We start from the raw sequence: 14,612 nt of genomic DNA, 5'->3' as shown, positions 1-14,612 counted from the left end.
ATGTATTAAATCGCAATTGTCTTAATTTCTACATTTGCAAGCTGCGATAAATCCAAGAACTGATTGTCGATGTTGATGAGCGGTCGGAAGAAATCAGTAGGGTTCGTCATGATGATCGTACCTTCACGTCCGTCGCTCAAAGACACTTTTTTACCTATAAAGTTAGGAATCATGTTGCGTATGAACACTTGGGTGATCTTGGGATCCAGCTCGCCGAAGCTCATGCGATGAAGCTCTTTAAGCACATGCAAAAGATCACGTCGTTGTTGATACACTCTGCTGGATATCATGGCGCTGTAGACATCTGCGACCGCGACAATCCTGGAAAAGGAATGGATGTCCGTACCGCTTTTCCGTAGAGGATAACCTGTACCATCTATACGCTCGTGATGTTGAAGAGCAACGAGAGCGAGCGTTTCATCCTTTAATGATTTGCGAATGATATCATACCCATAAATGGTATGCTTCTGAACTTCCTCGAATTCTTCCTTTGTCAGCTTACCTGGCTTATTCAGAATATCTGGATGTATTCTACATTTCCCGACATCGTGCAAATAGCCTGCTTTCCCGATGACGATAGCATCCTTCTCGGATTTATTCATCCATTTGGCAATATAATAAGACAGCATCCCAACTTGAACGCTATGCTGTAGGGTATAGTCATCTTTACTATGCAAAGATAGAAGTAGGGAAACTACATCCTTCTCCTCTTGTATGCTGTCTATCAGTGGATTGAAAGCGGATTCTACAGTGTCGTTGCGAAGAGATCCACCGTCTTGCAAAGCTTCAAACATTTCTTTAATACCCTGAGTTGCGTTGTTAAAAGAGGTGACCTGTAAGATATTGGCTTGTCTAGTTGGCGCTTCCTCTACGACTTTCTCGATTTCACTGCTTCTTGGAGCTATATCAACATAATCCACACTGTGGCGATTGAGCATCGAAATGTCTCCAGCATCGAGAACGGTGCCCGAGGATAGAAGATGAAGGCCTACTGCATTGTAGGAATCGGAAATTAATTTGTCACCAACGATCAGTTGAAGCACATGTACACGCATAGAAGCTCCTCTCCAAGTCCTAGTATCTGGTAGGTATATTGTAATACTACATCCCAATATACCGACTGTAAAGACTTTTGGCTTGAATTAAATCCTCTGTCCCTTGAATGAGAACACGACCGCCAGGGAATAGAATAATTTGGATATCCTCAGAAGCGTGAAATTTTAAAAGAAAACGATTTTTCTCAACCAAACCAAGCGGTTGAAGTCGTTCCTCCCAGTATTCCAGTGGATGCGTGCTGGGAATAACCGGATGAATTTGAACCGAGTTGCGCCCGCATAAGGATTGAATGGTATCACTTTCAAGATGGGCATCTAAGTACTCGTATTGCTTCTGCGCACAAGCGGGACAATCCGACTTCTTAGCTCCCGAGACCCGTATTGCGGAGTTCTGATTAAACCATAAGTCCCATTGCTGCATGCTGAGATTGAGCTGATCCGTTGCACCTACGAGCAACTTAAGAGCCTCTGTGGCTTGAAAAGAAGCTACAACATGGATGATTCCTCCTATGACACCTGCAGTGTCACAAGTATCCGTGGTACCCGCAGCAGGTGCTTGTGGGAAGAGGCAGCGCAAACAAGGTGTTTGTTCAGGGATAATCGTCAGAGAGACGCCTCGCGAAGCTACAGCACCGCCATAGATCCAAGGTATCCCTAATTTCATGCTGACATCGTTGAGCAGGAAACGAACGGCAAAGTTATCGGTCCCATCGAGAATCACATCGACATCATGAAGCAATTGTTCGGCATTCGTAGCGTTAAGATCACAGACATGAGGATCAATGACGACATTGGAATTAACGAGCTGAAGACGTTTCGCAGCGGCGATTGATTTGGGAATCGTGGCAGCAGCGTCCTCTTCATCGTACAGCATTTGTCTTTGCAGATTGCTTTTATCAACAAAATCGCGGTCAATGATCCGAACATATCCAACGCCTGCTCGCACCATATGATTGGCAAGAACGGTGCCTAAAGCACCCATACCAACAATAGCAACACGACCAAGGCCAAGTTTGCGTTGACCTTCCATGCCAATTGGGGGGAAAAGAATTTGTCTCGAATAACGTGGGTCAATTTCTGTTGCAGTTTCTGTATGTAAATGCGGGTCCAAGTAAAGTCATCTCCGTTCAAATCAGTTATCAGCTTGCGGTGCTTGAAGCGGGTTCCAAGGTCCTGTTTGATTGCCTTTCCATTCGGACCCATCCTCCCATATTTCTTTTTTCCAAATGGGCACGATTTGTTTCAAACGCTCAATCGCATATCGACTAGCGTCATAGCAATCAGCGCGGTGAGGCGAGGATACAGCGATCACGACACTGGCCTCAGCAATCGCGACCTTACCCAATCGATGTGTAATGGCACACAGTGTGCCAGGCCACTTCGCATCGATTTCTTCGCCGATGCTTGCCATCGTTTTCAAGGCCATAGGGACATAAGCCTCATACTCCAATAGGACGGTTCGCTGTCCATACGTCATTTCTCGCGTCGTACCGATGAAGGCAAGTGAAGCGCCATGGTTGGGATGATTCACCTTAGAGGTCACGGAAACGACATCAATCGTTGAATCGGTGATCTCATAGCGCGAAGGCTGCCCACCTGAAACAGGTGGGATGAGTGCGAGCTCGTCGGAGGCGGAAACCGTTTCCTGATCACCGGCATAAGCTTGATTTTTGGCGAAAAAACATATGGAAAGCTGCGCAGAGACAGCAGGATAATCGGTGATGATTTTATCTTTCAATTGTGCAATGGTCATCGAATCTTGATCGACTGAAATTGTTAGAACCGCTGTGCCGAATAGATCTACAAGACCTGCGAAGAGTTGAATGTGTAGGTTCAATTTGTGTCTCCTTGCGATAGATGTTAGAATCCCTTACAGCATATCATATTTTGCCCTGAAAATGGTATAATGGAGTGATCCTTTGGCAGGACATGGAATTTGAATTAACGGAGGAGATCTAAGCATGCAAACCAATTCACACATAGAAGTGTCTGATTTAGATAAGCACAAAGAAACCTTTACCATTGATGAAATGGTCGCACTCTCGGATCTGCGGTTGAACATTCAAGATCGCGTTCCGTCGGTGGAGGGGGAGGCATTTGATCTCAAATCGTGGTACCGTAACTGGAACAGCAAGGGGCAGCATCGTACTGCTGAAGAGCCTACTCATGTGAAGGTGGAAGCGGTAGATGAGTTCCAAGCGTTGATACCTTGGGGGCAAGCGGATCAAGCACTATTCCTCTATGCACAAGAGGGACAAGTACTGAAGAAAGGATACCCCATTCGACTATATGTACCTGATGGAAGCAGTGAATGTCTGAATGTAAAAAGTATTGTTAAGGTATGGTTTCTGAACGATTCAGGTTTAGGTGAAGAAGCAACTTATGGGTTTAAGAACAAAGTTACCCCGGGTGAGCTCAAATTCAAGAAATGAGGAAGCGGATACTTGCATAATATAAAGACATGCTAGGATCTACTTGCCCATGAAGAGAGGTGAACGGGATGACGTCCCCCTTGCAACGGCTTGTCATATTACATACGAATGATATACATAGCCATTTCGAACAGATGCCTAAGATCAGCGCCTATTTTGATCGTGTCCGTCGACTCTGGCCGCCGGATCAAGTGCTGACACTTGATATTGGCGATCATATGGATCGGATGTTTCCAGAGACGGAAGGAACGAATGCGATCGCTAATTTAGAGATCATGAATGCCACAGGCTATGAGGCAATGGTTCTGGGAAATAATGAAGGGCTAACCTTCACGCCGGATTGGCTGCGATCGGTTGTGCTGGAACACGCGCAGTTCCCGATTATTGGCAGTAACATTACAGAAATTAAAACGAATGAAACTCCTGATTGGATGCTGCCTTCACTGACACTTGAGAAATCCGGTCTTCGTATTGGTCTGATTGGGGTTACGGCTGCTTATCAAGCTTACTATGAATTGCTCGGTTGGCATGTAAGTGATCCTATGAAGGCTGTAAGCGCCCATGTGAGCTTATTACGCCCCAAGGTGGACATTCTAATCGTCATGTCGCATTTGGGTCTGAGAACGGATCAACGGATGGCTGAGGAGCTGGACGGCATCGATCTCATCCTTGGCGGTCACACGCATCATTTACTTGAAGAGCCGCTGCTGATCAGCGGCACTTATATTGGTGCGGCCGGCAAGTTCGGTCAGTATGCCGGCCACATCGAGCTTGCCTACGACCCGGCGCAGCGCCGGATCGTAGAGCTGAACGGCCGCGTCGTCCCGATGACGGACGCGAGCGAAGAAGACAGCAGCGTCATCACGCTGCTGGAGCACTACCGCATCGCCAGCAGCGCCTCGCTGGCGGTGGAGGTGGCGCAGCTGCGGCAGCCGCTGCGCTTGGATTGGTACGGCGAATCCCCGCTCGGCAACTTGCTTGCCGCGGGTATTCGCCGCTGGACCAGCGCCGAGATCGGGCTGGTCAATAGCGGGCAGCTCCTTCAGGGACTGAAGGAGGGGGGCTTGACTCGGGGCCGGCTGCTGGAAATCTGCCCCGGCCCGATCAATCCCTGCCGCATGCAGCTTAGCGGCGCGGATATTCGTCAAGCGCTCGAAGAGTCGCTGCTTGACGAGTTCATGGAGAAGCCGATACGCGGCTACGGCTTCCGGGGGGAGGTGCTAGGCGTCCTCTGTGTGGACGGGATAACCGTCCAAGTGGATGCTACGCGCCCTCCCTACGAGCGCATCGTCGCCGTATATGTCGGCGAGGAATTGTTAGATCCAGAACGTTCCTACCTCGTGGGTACGATCGATATGTTTACGTTCGGCTCAGGTTATATATCGCTGAGCCGAGGCAAGCAGATCGTTTATATGCTGCCGGAATTTATCCGTGATGTGCTGGCTGATCAACTGCAAGATGAGGCGGCGATTGCAAACAGCCACCACTGTCGATTCTCAGATGTTGTCAGACCCAGTCCTAAACAGGTAGAATAGTAATCGGAGCAAGATTCCTGATAGTTATCAGAATTTAGGGGGCAATTATGCATACAATTTTTGAGGCGATCATTATTGGGATCGTTGAGGGCTTGACTGAGTTTTTACCCGTATCCTCGACAGGGCATATGATTTTGGCACAGAGCCTGCTAAACACACAAAATGACGAAGTCATGAAGACGTTCGATTTCGTGATTCAATTGGGTGCTATTATGGCGGTAGTTATTATTTATTGGAAACGAATCCTTTCCTTATTTGGACTTGTGAATCGGAAAAGCGAAAGCAAAACAGGAAAAAAACTGAATTTAATTCATATTTTAATTGGTATCATACCTGCTGGTGTGATCGGCGTTTTATTTAATGATGTTGTGGATGAGAAGCTATTCAATACAACAACCGTTTTAGTTGGACTCGTGCTCGGTGGTATACTATTGATCATTGCCGAGAAGAAAAAGGAACAACCCAAAACGACTGTCCTTGATGATTTAACGTATCGCCAAGCTTTTGCTATCGGATTGTGGCAGCTCATTTCGATTTGGCCTGGCTTTTCTCGATCGGGTTCCACGATTGCGGGTGGTATGCTTTCTGGTGTAAGCCGTGCCGCTTCAGCGGATTTCACCTTTATCATGGCCATACCGATTATGTTCGGGGCTTCAGGGGTCTACTTTTTGAAAAATTATGAAGCATTGTCATCCGACGATTTGGCCTTTTTTGTTGTAGGATTTTTAGTGGCTTTCGTAGTGGCTTTACTGGCTGTCGTATCCTTTATTAAATTTGTACAAAAAATGAAGCTGACATACTTTGCATATTATCGTTTTGCCATTGCGATAATTTTCGCGCTTTATATGTTTTTAAAGTAAAACACTAGCGAATCGCGTCGAAAGATGCGGTTTTTTGTATTGAACTTTTCTTTAAAATCTATTACATTTAAGTAGAACGTAATGCTCACCTATGCGGGGGTCCTGAAATGCTGTTTATGCCGATCAACATGTGTCAACCTGGGATGAGGCTGGCTAAGAATATATACAACGATGATGGTATGGTCCTTCTGGCCGTTAATGTTGAGCTTACACAGAGACTCCTTGATCGCTTGTTTAGCTATGGAATTGATTATATTTACATAGAAGATGCTAGAACGAATGATATTATTCAAGAGGATGTCATTCAGGATGAAACAAGAAGCAAAGCAGTGATCGAAATTCGCAATACGTTTAAGAAGGTAATGGAAGATTCGAATAAGCGCGGAGCAGTGAATTATTACGATATTGGTCGTAATTTTCGTGATGTCATGAAGATGATTATTGATGATCTGAGTGCTCATGAAGGTGCGATGGTCATGCTTAATAATATGAATGTGAAAGATAATTACTTATTTCAGCATTCGGTTAACGTGAGTATTTATGCGATCATGCTTGGAATCAGTTATGGGTATAGTCGTGATAAGCTCGAAACTCTTGGTTTAGGTGCTTTATTGCATGATATTGGAAAAACGAAAGTGCCATTAGGCATTCTTCGCAAGCCTTCTCAGCTAACGCCGGACGAGTTCAAGGAAATGAAAAATCATACGACCTATGGCTTCAATTTATTGAAGGATGAGCCTAATATCCCACTTCTTTCAGCCCATTGTGCCTTGCAGCATCATGAACGGATTAATGGCAGTGGATATCCACGGGGCATTCAAGGGGGCGAAATTAATGAGTTCGCCAGATGGATTGGACTTGTCGATTCTTATGATGCCATGACGACTACACGTGTGTATCGCAGACCTTTATTGCCACATGAAGCCATGGAGCAGTTATTCGCGGGATCTGGTACGATGTATGATCAAAGTCAGATTGCTTTGTTTCGAGACAAAATTGCCATCTACCCACTTGGAATTACGGTACGACTGAATACCGGCGAGTATGGCATCGTATCTAAGTTGAACATGTCAGTTCCGCACAGACCGACTATTCGCGTGCTTCAAAATGAGGCAGGTACTGTACTAAAGGAACCCTACGAAATCGATCTTTCAAGCAAGTTATCGATATTAATTTCCGAAATTGGGGAAATTAAAGTAAATGATTCGGTATTAGATGCAAGTATGCCTACAATATTATAGGATAGTTATAGCACATATTGGAAAAAGAACCTGGGAAACCAGGTTCTTTTTGTAGATTAAGGAGGAAGCACGATGCGGGAGTCCATGGAAAAAGGGTTGTTCTGGAGATGGGGGCACGCCATGTTTCGGTTCCGATGGTTAGTGCTAACGATTGGCATTAGTTTAATGCTTATCTTTGCTATTTTTGCTCAAAAAACACCAGGTATGTTGAAAGACAACGGGTTTACTCCGAAAGGGAGCGAATCCGATCTGGGCTTGATTCAAATGAGGGATGAGCTTGGTGTGCCTCGAACACAGCTGAATATCGTTTATGTGGGGCGTAATGGGCTGGATATAACGGTGAAAGATCAGCAAGATGCGATCATGGCCTCACTTACGAAACTGAAAGAATTGTCTTATGTAGAGAATGTGAAATTTATAACTACGCCTCGGAACGAGGGACATCTAGATGTCCAAGCTGTTAGTGTATCGCTCACATTGGATACAGATCCTGCCTTGGAGGCATATCCGGAGCTTAAGTCGCTTGTGCATCCACCGGCAGGTATGGACGTGTATGTAACGGGAGGTCCCGCAATTCTGTATGACATGCAAGTAGCTAGCAAACATGATATTGCCAAGTCGGAAGCGATTGGTTTACCTATTGCACTTCTCGTATTGTTAATTGTTTTCGGTACATTTGTTGCAGCATTCCTACCCATGGTTGTGGGATTGATGAGTGTGACGCTCACACTTGGAGTTACCTATTTTATCGCGCAGCATCAATCTTTATCGAATTTTTTGCCGAATATGGTTACAATGCTGGGGCTTGCTGTTGGGATTGACTATGCGCTCTTTCTGGTTAGCCGATTTCGTGAGGAGCTTAAAGTACAAGGTAGTGTAGCTGCTGCCGTAGCCATGACATGTCAAACAGCAGGAAGATCGATTTTCTTCTCGGGTATCGCGGTACTCATTGGTTTATTGGGAATGCTGTTCGTGGATTTGACCTTCTTCCGGTCCCTTTGTCTCGGAGGGGTTATCGTTGTTTCAATTTCCGTCATTGTGGCCAATACAGTTCTGTTAGCACTTCTAGGTATTTTAGGTCATCGCATTAACTCCTTACAGGTCGTTCCTAAACGATTCCGTAAGCAAGAAACATCGAAATTCTGGGAGAAAATCGCCTACGCGGTGATGAAACGTCCAGTCGTTTTAGTTGTGCTAATAGGCGGCGTGTTGATCTACAGTATGACGCCGATCTGGCATATGAAATTAGGGGTGCCTAATGCGGAGGTCCTTCCTCCAAGCTATGAATCCCGATATGGAGCGGAGTTGCTCAAAACCGCCTATGATCCTCGTATGACAGGGCCCATTCAAATTGTGATACATACGAAAGAGGAGATCTGGTCAGCAGCCTCGATCGACGAGATTCAAGCTTACGGAGAACGAGTCAAAGCTGTCGCTGGCGTAAAAGAGGTGCAGAGCTATCTAACCGTCTTAGGGCAGCATTCGAATGCAGAGCTTACAGGTATGTTTACAAAGCCTGATGTTCAAAAGCAGTTAGAAGACGCGCAATTAGCGAAAGGTCATACCGCATTGATGGTCGTTGTACCTGAGAAGGACACCGATGATCCTGTGACGGATACGTTAGTTCATGAGCTCCGCAAGTTGAACAAAGAAGGATTAGAGACTGCCGTTACAGGTGGGCCTGCCTACCGATTGGACATCATTGATCGCATTCAAAAGGAAATTCCTGAAGTTCTTATTTTCGTTATGGGAATTACCTATCTCGTTCTTTTGCTGGCATTTCGTTCCGTCCTGCTCCCGCTTAAAGCTGTGCTGATGAATATGCTTAGTTTAGGCGCTAGCTTAGGTATCGTCGTATTAGTTTTCCAACATGGATTTATGGCGGATATGCTGCACATTACGTCAATCGGATATGTGAGTGCAACACTGCCTGTTATCATCTTCTGTGTCGTATTTGGTATCTCCATGGATTATGAAGTGTTCCTCATCTCACGTATCATGGAAGAGTATGAGGCAAGTGGAGACAATGATCAGAGTACAGCTGAAGGTTTGAAAAAAACAGGGAGCTTAATTACAAGCGCAGCTTTCATTCTTGTTGTCGTAGTTGGATCATTTATTTTCACGGATATCGAAATTATGAAAGCGTTGGGACTTGGCCTCGGGCTCGCTGTATTAATTGATGCTACGATCGTACGGGTTATGCTCGTTCCTGCGCTTATGAAACTGCTCGGTGACGCCAATTGGTGGGCACCAAGGTGGCTCCGTGTGAAGCCTAAGGCAAAAGTAGAGAAGCGGTAGCGCCATCTGCAATTCCTGTCTCTGTTTCCTTTTTTGTGAATCATAAGTTACAATAAAGGGCATAGGTATAGGCATAATAGGTAGTAACATGTTCTTGAATAGGAAATGATAGGTCAGGTGTAAACAGCATGAATAGGAACGTAACACACTCCATCTTACCGGAGTTAACTCCCCAATATGATCCTTGGGACCCCATTAGGTCGTATCGGAAATATGGGAAACATGTATTAACCAGCATAGAACTAACCATCACCAATCTGTGTAATATGCGTTGTGAGCATTGTGCAGTTGGGGATTCACTTACGATGTCGGAAGGACCACGTATTCCGTTGCCAGTTATTTTACAAAAGCTGGATGAGATTGAACATTTGGAAACGATTAGTTTAACAGGCGGCGAGCCGTCCTACCACATCAAGATTGTGAAGGACTACATGCTGCCAATCCTGAAGTATGCGCGGGAACGGGGAATTCGTACTCAAATCAACTCGAATCTAACGTTAGATTTGGAGCGTTATGAGCTGCTTGCGCCGTATCTCGATGTGATGCATATTTCGTTTAATTATTTGAATGCAGATGATTTTCATCAAGTAGGATTTGTGAATTCTCAGCGTGCCGTGGGGCAAGTAACGGCATCAGGGATGTATGAGCGAATGGTGAATAATACAATCGCGCTAAGCAAGGGCGGTTTGTACGTTTCTGCGGAATCGATGATTAACACGAGAACCCATTTGAAATTGCCTGAGATTCATCAGTTAATTAATGAAATGGGGTGCAAGCGTCACGAGGTACATCCGATGTATGCAAGCTCTTTCGCCTCACATCTTCCGATGGTTACGCTAGACGAATTGCGCGCTAGTATCCATCGCTTGTTAGACCATCGCAATCCAGAAATGTGGATGCTGTTCGGAACGCTGCCTTTCTTCGCATGTAATGAACTGGAAGCGGACCGTAAGCTAGTTAAGCGTCTACGTGAGGAGCAAAATGTTACGGTTCGTAACGACCCAGATGGACGGAACCGATTGAACGTCAGTACGTTTACTGGCGAGGTTTTCGTTACCGATTTTGCTAATGAGCCTCCGCTTGGAAATATACATGATGATGGGCTTGATGATATCTTTGCGCGTTGGGAGAACAATCCGCTAAACCAGCAGGTGAATTGCTTCTGTAGTACGGCATCCTGTTGCGGACCCAACCTGCTTGTAGCTGACTCGTACTATCGCACTGTGGATTTCAAAAGCCGTAAAGCTATTATCTAATCATCTTTCTGAAGGAGAAATACATTTTGCCACATACGTCGTTTGATTTCGGTTCCATCGCACTTAATCTTTTCCTGGTTATCTTACTCGTGCTGTTAAATGGCTTTTTCGTAGCAGCTGAGTTTGCCCTTGTGAAGGTTCGGCATTCTCGTATTCAACAGCTTGTCAATGAAGGCAGCGGAAAAGCCAAATATGCGAGTATCGTAACGTCGCAACTGGATAGGTATTTATCAGCCACACAGCTTGGTATTACACTTGCCTCCTTGGGACTGGGTTGGATTGGAGAACCTGCGATTCATGATCTGATTATGGAACCTCTATTTCATACATTTGGCTTAGGGGAATCCGTGTATACAACGACATTGTCTTTTGTTATTGCTTTCGGATTTATTACGTTTATGCACATTGTGCTAGGGGAATTGGCTCCTAAATCGTTTGCGATTCAAAAACCTGAATTGACCTCTTTGTGGCTCTCAGCTCCGCTATTGTTTTTCTATCGAATATTTCGCCCGATTATATGGGTGCTTAATGGCGCGGCGAACAAATTTCTTGCGATGATCGGTGTTGAGCCTGCCAGTGAGAATGAAGCCGCACACACCGAGGAAGAAATTCGAATCCTGATGGATGAGAGTGTCAAAAGCGGTCATATCAATGAAGATGAGATGACGCTTTTCGATAATATTTTTGAATTCTCCGATCTCATCGCTCGTGAAGTGATGCTGCCGCGGACAGATATGGATTGTCTGTTTCTGGAAACAAGTTTTATCGATAATTTGCGATTCGTTCATGAAACCAAACACACACGCTACCCTGTAGCTGATGGGCATAAAGATAACATCGTAGGTTTTGTACATATTGCTGACTTACTAACGGCGGATCCTGATGTCGAGCAGGAACTCAAGACCTTCATTCGTCCTATTTTGAACGTGCCGGAGTCGATGGAAGTTAGTCGCGTGCTTAAGCTCATGCAGAAAAAGCATTCCCAACTCGCGATCGTTGTTGATGAGTACGGGGGAACTGCGGGACTTTTAGCTTTAGAGGATATCATCGAGGAAATTGTGGGAGAGTTGCATGACGAATTCGATGTGAATGAGCGACCTGGCGTGGAAGTGAAAGACAAATATACCTCTGTCGATGGTCGTGTATTGCTAGAAGACCTGAACGACATGCTAGACCTCCAAATTGAAGATGATGATGTGGATTCGATAGGCGGCTGGCTGTTCAAGAAGGTGGAAGGTGCGCCTGTCAAAGGGAAGAAAGTGCCTTATGCTAATCATGTTTTCGAAGTGACTGAGGTAGATCGATTACGTATTGTTCGTATACATATAACGAATATTGACACGGTTAAACCGGGAAATGAATAATCGGAGGAGTCTCTATGTCACCTAGGACAGCTATAATCATGGCGGTAGGAATACTGGTGCTTTACGGTTTGTTCACCATAGGGCTGCCATTTTTCTTAGCGTTGGTGACTGCTATTTTTTTAGACCCACTCACAACTCTCTTGATGCGTGTCGCGAAAATGAAACGCTTTGTTGCCGCAACAATTGTTAGTACGGCATTTACTTTGATGATGGTGGCATTAATCTATTTTATTGGGATGAATGTCGTAACCGAGTTAATCGATCTTGGTCGTAAAGCGCCTAATTACATGGAGGATGTCAATAATTACGTTGATCAAGCAGTGGTGCGAACTCAAGTATTCTATGACTCTTTATCCCCAGAGATGGCAGCGCAAGTACAGACGTGGGTAGAACGGGGAACAGAGACGTTAACCGGAGCATTGACGAGTATTTTGAGTGGTATTTCAGGATTTTTCCTTAATATGGCTGGGAAGATCCCTAATTTATTCATGCTATTGATCATCTATGTGATCACCCTGTATTTGTGCATGTACAACTTGCCCAATTTGAAGGTTGCTTTTCTCTCGATGTTTGAAACGAACACGAAGGAAAAAATGGAAAATGTGCTGACTTACTTGCGTGAAGCTATTTTTGGCTTCATTCGCGCACAGCTGATCATGGCAATCTTTACGTATTTGTTGACTTTCATTGGATTGCTCGTCCTTCGGGCAGAGTACCCACTCGCCATTTCACTGCTAGTTATGGTGATGGAATTCGTACCCGTGATAGGAACTGGCATTATTTTCATCCCATGGATCATTTATCAGCTGCTGCTAGGATATACGAGTATGGGAATTGGCTTGTTCGTGCTCTTCTTGGTGCTCATCATCCTCCGCCGGATTGTAGAGCCCAAAGTGCTTAGTGATGCCGTTGGGATCAACTCGTTAGCGGCTTTAATTTCCTTGTATATTGGCTTTGAATGGCTAGGCTTAGCCGGCTTGTTCCTCGGTCCTCTGGTCGTCATTATTTATCAAGCGTTGCGCAAAGCTGGCGTGTTGAAATTGAATATTAAATTAGATTAAGAAATGTGTGGTAAAAGGAATCCTTTTTCGAATTGCGCGGGTGCAATCGGAGAGGGATTTTTTTGCGTTTGGCGGGGGTGTAGGGCTCGAGAGTGAAGCTGAATTGATTTCTCATCGAAAAAGATGGGAAATCGGTGATTTTGGTCAAGTTATGCCGCATATAACGAGTCATATAGGCTCTGAAAAGGAGGAGACGTATGTACACACAATTTAAAAGTTGGTACCCGTATATCGGACCGTGTGACCCCTGTCCACCGATTCGAGTGAAATGGTATAATACGCCGCCGCAATTGTATATGCATTTTCAACCGCCAGGATTGCCGCAATTTAGCCCCTATGATGCTTTGAAAATGGGGACGCTCTGGCCAGCACTTTATGGGCCCTATCCGAATCCGTTACAGGAGATTAGAGGGGATGAAGGAGGCGAATCTACATGAGCGAGCGAGCGCTGCCCGAAGCCTATTACACGCAACTTCGTGATTTGCAAGCCGTGGATTTTGTATTGGTGGAGTTGACCCTGTATTTGGATACGCACCCGGACGATCTGAGCGTGCTCCAGCAGTATAATCAATTTGCCCATAAGCGCATGCATATGGCTCAGCAGTTCGAAATGGAGTTTGGCCCCTTGATGCCCTTTGGACACAGCTTCACGAAAGCCCCATGGCAGTGGGTGGAGACTCCTTGGCCGTGGCAAGTTTAGGGAGAAGAAGGAGGATAGCCCATGTGGATTTATGAGAAAAAGCTGCAATACCCAGTCAAGGTAAGCAAATGTGATCCGCGGATGGCCAAACTGCTTCTTGAGCAGTATGGGGGAGCTGACGGGGAACTCGCTGCGGCACTGCGCTATTTGAACCAGCGTTATTCGATACCGGATAAGGTTGTAGGATTGCTGACGGATATAGGAACGGAGGAGTTTGCCCACCTCGAAATGATTGCTACGATGGTCTATAAGCTGACGAAGGACGCCACGCTGGAGCAAATGAAAGCGGCAGGATTGGATGATCACTACGTCGCCCATGATCGCGGACTCTTCTATCAGAGCGCAGGAGGCGTCCCCTGGACCGCAACCTACATACAAGCCAAAGGGGATCCTATCGCCGACCTTTACGAGGACATAGCAGCAGAGGAGAAGGCGAGGGCGACTTACCAATGGTTAATTGATTTGACAGATGACGTCGACTTGCAAGATAGCTTGAAGTTTCTGCGGGAGCGGGAGATTGTGCATTCCTTGCGGTTTAGGGAGGCTGTTGAAATTTTGAAGGCGGATCGCGTGGAGAAGAAGATTTATTAGGGAGTGGCGGTACATGTACCGCATCCATAGAAAGAGGGCCGCCTCAAAGTAGTTATCGCTACTTTGAGGCGGCCCTCTACTGCGTTAGTCCGATTCCTCCGAACTAAACCGAGTGTTACTTATGAAAAATGACCAATAGTTCGATTTTGCCGAATTAATTATCCATTTTCCCTGTGTAAGAGTTGTTTTGATCGAATTAGTTTGGAAATTTAGGACTAT

14 protein-coding genes are annotated in these 14,612 nt (G+C 45.6%); 11 read left to right on the top strand and 3 right to left on the bottom strand.

The features are described 5' to 3' along the window. Positions 1 to 5: 5 nt before the first annotated feature. Genes GC096_RS36695 through GC096_RS36685 form a run of 3 tightly spaced genes read right to left on the bottom strand, consistent with a single transcriptional unit; the run spans position 6 to position 2,892 of the window. Complete coding sequence (locus GC096_RS36695; RefSeq protein ID WP_171637966.1) at positions 6 to 1,055, bottom strand: HD-GYP domain-containing protein; 1,050 nt, start codon at positions 1,053 to 1,055, stop codon at positions 6 to 8. A gap of 46 nt (positions 1,056 to 1,101) precedes the next feature. Then, on the bottom strand, positions 1,102 to 2,130 hold the full coding sequence (locus GC096_RS36690) for a ThiF family adenylyltransferase (protein WP_171638070.1): 1,029 nt from the start codon (positions 2,128 to 2,130) through the stop codon (positions 1,102 to 1,104). 57 nt (positions 2,131 to 2,187) lie between these two features. Further along, a complete protein-coding gene (locus tag GC096_RS36685) occupies positions 2,188 to 2,892 on the bottom strand; it encodes a molybdenum cofactor biosynthesis protein (RefSeq protein ID WP_171637964.1) in 705 nt (234 codons plus the stop codon). 124 nt (positions 2,893 to 3,016) lie between these two features. On the opposite strand from GC096_RS36685, the gene GC096_RS36680 reads away from it, so the two are divergent. From GC096_RS36680 to GC096_RS36630, 11 genes are all read left to right on the top strand, one after another. Continuing rightward, positions 3,017 to 3,487 (top strand): molybdopterin-binding protein, encoded by a 471-nt coding sequence (locus GC096_RS36680; RefSeq protein WP_171637962.1) that lies wholly within the window; start codon positions 3,017 to 3,019, stop codon positions 3,485 to 3,487. A gap of 68 nt (positions 3,488 to 3,555) precedes the next feature. Next, positions 3,556 to 5,022, top strand: coding sequence for a bifunctional metallophosphatase/5'-nucleotidase (locus tag GC096_RS36675; protein ID WP_171637960.1), 1,467 nt, complete (start codon positions 3,556 to 3,558; stop codon positions 5,020 to 5,022). Between the two features lie 47 nt (positions 5,023 to 5,069). After that, positions 5,070 to 5,882 carry an undecaprenyl-diphosphate phosphatase gene (locus GC096_RS36670; RefSeq protein WP_171637958.1) on the top strand — a complete coding sequence of 271 codons (813 nt, stop codon included), beginning with the start codon at positions 5,070 to 5,072 and terminating at the stop codon, positions 5,880 to 5,882. 107 nt (positions 5,883 to 5,989) lie between these two features. Further along, positions 5,990 to 7,123, top strand: coding sequence for an HD-GYP domain-containing protein (locus tag GC096_RS36665; protein ID WP_171637956.1), 1,134 nt, complete (start codon positions 5,990 to 5,992; stop codon positions 7,121 to 7,123). Positions 7,124 to 7,195: 72 nt separating this feature from the next. After that, on the top strand, positions 7,196 to 9,421 hold the full coding sequence (locus GC096_RS36660) for an MMPL family transporter (RefSeq protein ID WP_171637954.1): 2,226 nt from the start codon (positions 7,196 to 7,198) through the stop codon (positions 9,419 to 9,421). 128 nt (positions 9,422 to 9,549) lie between these two features. Continuing rightward, positions 9,550 to 10,677, top strand: coding sequence for a radical SAM/CxCxxxxC motif protein YfkAB (yfkAB, locus tag GC096_RS36655; RefSeq protein WP_171637952.1), 1,128 nt, complete (start codon positions 9,550 to 9,552; stop codon positions 10,675 to 10,677). A gap of 26 nt (positions 10,678 to 10,703) precedes the next feature. Next, complete coding sequence (locus GC096_RS36650; RefSeq protein ID WP_056624147.1) at positions 10,704 to 12,041, top strand: hemolysin family protein; 1,338 nt, start codon at positions 10,704 to 10,706, stop codon at positions 12,039 to 12,041. A 14-nt stretch (positions 12,042 to 12,055) separates the two neighbouring features. Continuing rightward, entirely contained in the window at positions 12,056 to 13,102 is a 1,047-nt protein-coding gene (gene ytvI, locus GC096_RS36645) for a sporulation integral membrane protein YtvI (RefSeq protein ID WP_171637950.1), read from the top strand. A 197-nt stretch (positions 13,103 to 13,299) separates the two neighbouring features. Then, positions 13,300 to 13,539 carry a spore coat associated protein CotJA gene (locus tag GC096_RS36640; protein ID WP_171637948.1) on the top strand — a complete coding sequence of 80 codons (240 nt, stop codon included), beginning with the start codon at positions 13,300 to 13,302 and terminating at the stop codon, positions 13,537 to 13,539. Beyond that, positions 13,536 to 13,802: a spore coat protein CotJB gene (locus GC096_RS36635; RefSeq protein WP_171637945.1), complete on the top strand. Its 267-nt coding sequence runs from the start codon at positions 13,536 to 13,538 to the stop codon at positions 13,800 to 13,802. The genes GC096_RS36640 and GC096_RS36635 overlap by 4 nt, the downstream gene beginning before the upstream one ends. Positions 13,803 to 13,823: 21 nt before the next feature. Beyond that, positions 13,824 to 14,393, top strand: a complete 570-nt coding sequence (locus GC096_RS36630; protein WP_171637943.1) for a manganese catalase family protein — start codon at positions 13,824 to 13,826, stop codon at positions 14,391 to 14,393. Positions 14,394 to 14,612 lie beyond the last annotated feature (219 nt).

It is taken from the genome of Paenibacillus plantarum (assembly GCF_013141695.1).
In the GTDB taxonomy this organism is placed as follows: Bacteria; Bacillota; Bacilli; order Paenibacillales; family NBRC-103111; genus Paenibacillus_E; species Paenibacillus_E plantarum.
Note: the sequence above shows the minus strand (reverse complement) of the source record. Positions and strands in the feature narration are given on the sequence as shown.

What these genes read in the sequence shown, in the direction of transcription:
- GC096_RS36695 (WP_171637966.1), bottom strand. Translation starts at nt 1,055, where the DNA reads ATGCGTGTACATGTGCTTCAACTGATCGTTGGTGACAAATTAATTTCC.
- GC096_RS36680 (WP_171637962.1), top strand. Translation starts at nt 3,017, where the DNA reads ATGCAAACCAATTCACACATAGAAGTGTCTGATTTAGATAAGCACAAA.
- GC096_RS36675 (WP_171637960.1), top strand. Translation starts at nt 3,556, where the DNA reads ATGACGTCCCCCTTGCAACGGCTTGTCATATTACATACGAATGATATA.
- GC096_RS36670 (WP_171637958.1), top strand. Translation starts at nt 5,070, where the DNA reads ATGCATACAATTTTTGAGGCGATCATTATTGGGATCGTTGAGGGCTTG.
- GC096_RS36665 (WP_171637956.1), top strand. Translation starts at nt 5,990, where the DNA reads ATGCTGTTTATGCCGATCAACATGTGTCAACCTGGGATGAGGCTGGCT.
- GC096_RS36660 (WP_171637954.1), top strand. Translation starts at nt 7,196, where the DNA reads ATGCGGGAGTCCATGGAAAAAGGGTTGTTCTGGAGATGGGGGCACGCC.
- yfkAB (WP_171637952.1), top strand. Translation starts at nt 9,550, where the DNA reads ATGAATAGGAACGTAACACACTCCATCTTACCGGAGTTAACTCCCCAA.
- ytvI (WP_171637950.1), top strand. Translation starts at nt 12,056, where the DNA reads ATGTCACCTAGGACAGCTATAATCATGGCGGTAGGAATACTGGTGCTT.
- GC096_RS36640 (WP_171637948.1), top strand. Translation starts at nt 13,300, where the DNA reads ATGTACACACAATTTAAAAGTTGGTACCCGTATATCGGACCGTGTGAC.
- GC096_RS36635 (WP_171637945.1), top strand. Translation starts at nt 13,536, where the DNA reads ATGAGCGAGCGAGCGCTGCCCGAAGCCTATTACACGCAACTTCGTGAT.
- GC096_RS36630 (WP_171637943.1), top strand. Translation starts at nt 13,824, where the DNA reads ATGTGGATTTATGAGAAAAAGCTGCAATACCCAGTCAAGGTAAGCAAA.